Genomic DNA, 4,767 nt, shown 5'->3' with positions numbered 1-4,767 from the left:
GGCGTTTTACTAATCATTTTCGGGGTTCAATTCTTTAAACCGTGCTTCGAATTTTTGGCGTTTAATGACCGATAAACGTGACCGTAATTGGGCAATCTGTTTAATCGTTGGCAGTTGTTGCCAATCAAATCGGTTCCGACTGTCAACTTCTGCCAACATGGCATCTGAAATGACTAAATCAACATTATCCTCAAAACGATTCGTAAACACGATGTTAAACTCCGCCATCCCCGCCAACATGCGCTTCAAAATCACTTCTAACGCCGGCCGGTAAGTAATATCAATATCAATCTTAATCGGCGCAAAAATATCAGCCTGGTCCAGATAAGCCGCAAACGCCGTGAACAAATAACCAAACATCAAGCGTTCAGACTCTTCAGGCGTAAGATCTCGCAACGGCGCAATGTCACGACTGACATTAATGGCCATTTCTACCAACACCGGATACATGCGATAAGCCTCTTCCATGTCAAAATAACGGCGGTGTCCGACATCAATCGCATGTAACTCAAACATCAACACAGGCGCCAATAACTCACGCCTGATTTGCGTCGCGCTAGCTGGTGTCATGCCAACACCAAAATACCGTTGATGATAGTCTGCGACAATCGTCATAATCGCTTGAATTCGTTGCTGCATCTTTGGTGAAATGATATGTTCCCAGTCCGTTGAGCCGACGACATTTAAAATATACAAATAATAAAGGGTTTCGCGTGCCTCAACTGCCGCCTGATCCGCGTTGATGGTGTCATACTGCAGTGAATCGGCCACCATTTCCGCCAACAAGGCTTGCGTTGTTGGCGCCATATCATGCGTTGGCACAAAAATATCATCTAAGTTATGCGGGTCAACAAAATGACCCTCGCGTACTCGAATCGCAGCCAGCGCATAATAGAAGCGTAAGGCAATCCGCTTTGAATCGCGAATAAATGGTTCTGCCGTAAATGAAGCAACTAAGCGGTCGATCCCCTCATCGGCCTGCTGTTTCAATTGTTCACCATATGGAAATTCGCGATCACCAAAATAACGAACTGCGAGGCGGAAAAAGAACATCCGAATTGCGGATTCATCGCCTGTAAAATGGTAATGATCATCAATACCAATCCCCAAAGGCGCCAGACGCTCTGCCAGATGATTTTTAACATTGCGTGTTGTACTTGGCGTCGTTAAATAACGCTCCGCAAACTCTTCATACGACGTCACAGTCTCCAAGAACACTTCTTTGATGAAATTCCAATATAAAGATTCACGCAGATAGACTAGCATGACCGCATCAACATTAACGTGCCGTTTCAAGGATAAGAGCAATTTTTTCTCGTCCGCTGATAATTGCAACGACTTATCAGCAGTTTGTTCTTCACCGTATATTGACGTTAAATCAGCAACCAATTCGCTCGCCACCGTCAAAACCAGGTATTTTGACCACGACAAAGCTTCACCGATTTCCTTAACTGAAATTTCGCCTTGAATCTGCCGTTTCAAATACGTCAGTAATTCAATCTTTTGCCGTTCCTTCTTTTCCAGCATCCAATCCATTTTTCATTCTCCCTAACACGCGCTCATTCACCCACTTATTATAAGGTCATTTCGTCAATTCAGGGTGTTTTTTGCGTAAATCCATGAAAAAAAGGCCATGTGTTTCCACATTGCCTTTTAAATTTATTTCTTTAACTGACGGGTTGCCCACATATTTGTTGCAATCGCCCCAATCATCAACAAGGCACCTACCCAGAAGATATTGTGTAGCCCAAACGTCATGATGTCACGTAATGGCGCAATGTGACTAGCTGGCAAATTCTTAGCCGTATTTGGATCAATCAGCTCATTTAATTCATTGAACTTCAAATTACTGTGACCACGTAAAGCAATTGCCATCGACACATTCAAAACAACACCGTAAACCGTTGTCATCATTGTTTGGACCATCGCCCGTGCCAAGTTATTGAATGATGTTGCCATCCCAACTTGGCTTGGTGCAACTGTTTGTTGGGCCATCACTGTCGTCCCAGTCATCGTTGATCCCATCGTCAAACCAAAGATTACACCAGTTGCCAAGAACAATACAAATGGTGCATCCCCTGGCATAACAGCCAACATAATGGCATACAGCGTGCCAATAAACAGACTAAACTTGAATAAATATTGTGCGCCATGCTTGGCCATCACACGACCCGCAATCATCGCACCAAACATCCAAACCACTGAACTTGGTGTCACAACGAACCCAGCAACGGATGGCTTCATGCCACCCAAAGCTTGCATCCATGTTGGCAAGTAAACGTTATACGCAATGATGAACCCCGCTACCAAACCTGCAATCGCGTTTGCTGCTGTAAAGTCGACTGACTTAAACATCGCCAAATCAATTAATGGTTCCTCGGCCTTTCGTTCGCGCTTGATGAACAACCACAAACCAAGTACTGACATGATAAAGAAAACAATCATCAAGAGCCATTGTGATTCAGAAATCATTTGCAAACCCAGCAACAAGCCAACAATGAACATCGTCATCCAAAGCACACCAGGATAATCAATCGTGGCCTTCCGACGTTCGAAGCGATCCTTATAGAAGAAGACCAAAATACCAATCGCGATTAAACCAACTGGTACGTTAATGAAGAACACCCAGTGCCATGACAGGTTTTGTACCAAATAACCACCGACTAGCGGTCCAACCATCGAGGCGACACCCCAGGCGGTTGAGTTCAGTCCCATGACCGAAGCCCGCTTCTCAATAGGATACAAATCAGCCAAAATCGTAAAGGCGACGGGCATGATACCACCCGCACCGATTCCCTGAATCGCACGCCAGAAAATCAAAGCACCCATACTGTCGGAAATACCACTCATCATTGAGCCGAATAAGAAAATAATAAGTCCTGATAACATGGCTGGCTTACGGCCAATCAAATCGGCAAGCTTACCGTAGATTGGCGTTGCAACTGCAGTCATCAACATATAAATACTGAACACCCAACTCATCAACTTGATACCGTGCAAGGAACCAATGATGGTTGGCATGGCGGTTGAAATAACGGTTCCTTCAACCGCTGACATAAATGTTGAGAGCAAAATTGCAGCCGTGATAATGCCGACAAACTTTGGCTTGTTCTCCACAACATCCACCTTCTTTCATTTTTTCTAGACGCTTTATTCTAACATTGTGTCAGTACAATGGTGGTTTAAAGGGGCGTTATGAAAAATTTCTTGCATTTTGCGTCAGTTTCGGCACTTTTGTTATGTGTTTCAAAAATTGTTGCATACTATAATCATTCAAGGCGCAGATATGCACCCTAGAATCTAGCATATTCAGATGCCGGTTAATCGGATATCCCCCTATCCCCTTAGTTTCATGCCGATTAACCACCCATTAAGCCACGTGCCCCCTCACGTGGCTTTTTTGCTGCGTTTACAAGCATTCCGAGAAATGGGATTTCACTTATTAAAAATACACAAAACTTCCCGTCTTTGGCACTTTTGCAAAAAATGCAAATAATTCACGCATACTAAATCAAGTAATAAGCGTTCCGGTTGTACGCATCGCCTTTTTCTCTCTTTCCCTTTCTCGGCGGTGCGACATCGAACGTGGTGAACCACTTTTCCCACAATCCGTGGTTCAAAAAGTATGACTTTTTGAGAGAGTCAGATTGAGCGTCCTAATGGGATGATCAGGATATAGAAAAAGCACGTCGTTTTCATCACGACGTGCTTTTTTGCATTTATTTTAACCTAAGCGTCATGGCATTAATGGCAACAACAATTGTGGATAAGGACATTAGGATGGCCCCAACCATTGGATCCAAACGAATACCGATTGGCATCAGAATACCAGCTGCTAATGGCAACGCAATTAGATTATAGCCAGCTCCCCACCACAGGTTTTGCGTCATCTTACGCTTGGCTTGGCGTGCTAATGACAGCAATGTTAACACATCGCTTGGCTTTGAGTGGACCAAGACAACATCCGCTGCATTAATGGCGACATCCGTCCCAGCGCCAATCGCCACCCCAAGGTCAGCTTGAGCCAGAGCAGGCGAATCATTCACCCCATCACCAATCATCATCACACCACCCTGTTGTTGATATTGTGTCACTAAAGCTACCTTATCCTGCGGTTTCAAATTAGCATGTACCTGTTCAATCCCTAATTGTCGGGCAATTACTTGGGCAGCCGCTTCATTATCACCAGTTAACATGACGGGCGTAATTCGTTGTGCTTTGAGATCTGCAATAAATTGACGGGCGTCATCCTTGATGGCATCCCCCAACCCGATAACACCGACAACCGTATCATGTTTAACCAAAAAGCTAACCGTATAGCCTTTGTCAGCTAGGGACGCAAACATGGCGTGTTCATGGGCGATACCCCGTTCACGTAATGCTGGCATATTTAACAAAGCAAAGTAATCATCCCCAATCATACCGGTCACACCGGCACCTGGAATAGTTTCCTGATGCATAACCGTTGGCAAGTCTCCAGTGACTGCCTGCAAAAGACTCGTGGCAATTGGGTGCGTGCTACCTTGTTCTAGGGCAGCAGCGGTCTGCAAAATTTCATCCGCCGTCATGGCATCCGTTGTTGTTAGGACTTGTTGCACTTTAAAGTTTCCAGCCGTCAACGTGCCCGTCTTATCCATCAACGCATAACGCAATTGATTAACTTGCTCTAGGGCGGGACGGTTTTGAATCAACAATCCTTGTTGTGCCGCAATGCCTGTCAAGCGGGCAACAACCAACGGAATTGCTAAGCCTAACGCATGGGGACAA

At 45.0% G+C, this 4,767-nt stretch carries 3 protein-coding genes; all 3 read right to left on the bottom strand.

Annotated elements, in window-relative coordinates:
* Positions 1-9: 9 nt before the first annotated feature.
* Positions 10-1,536, bottom strand: coding sequence for a helix-turn-helix domain-containing protein (locus WEIDD23_RS07610; protein ID WP_062358886.1), 1,527 nt, complete (start codon positions 1,534-1,536; stop codon positions 10-12).
* 123 nt (positions 1,537-1,659) lie between these two features.
* Positions 1,660-3,117, bottom strand: a complete 1,458-nt coding sequence (locus WEIDD23_RS07605) for an MDR family MFS transporter (RefSeq protein ID WP_010375327.1) — start codon at positions 3,115-3,117, stop codon at positions 1,660-1,662.
* Positions 3,118-3,719: 602 nt separating this feature from the next.
* On the bottom strand, positions 3,720-4,767 hold a 1,048-nt coding region (locus tag WEIDD23_RS14690; protein WP_242865466.1), incomplete at its 5' end, for a heavy metal translocating P-type ATPase.

Source organism: Weissella sp. DD23 (genome assembly GCF_001579105.1).
GTDB classification, from domain to species: Bacteria; Bacillota; Bacilli; order Lactobacillales; family Lactobacillaceae; genus Weissella; species Weissella cibaria.
Note: the sequence above shows the minus strand (reverse complement) of the source record. Positions and strands in the feature narration are given on the sequence as shown.

Excerpts from the sequence above, each read along its gene's own strand:
- WEIDD23_RS07610 (WP_062358886.1), bottom strand. The coding sequence starts at position 1,536 with ATGGATTGGATGCTGGAAAAGAAGGAACGGCAAAAGATTGAATTACTG.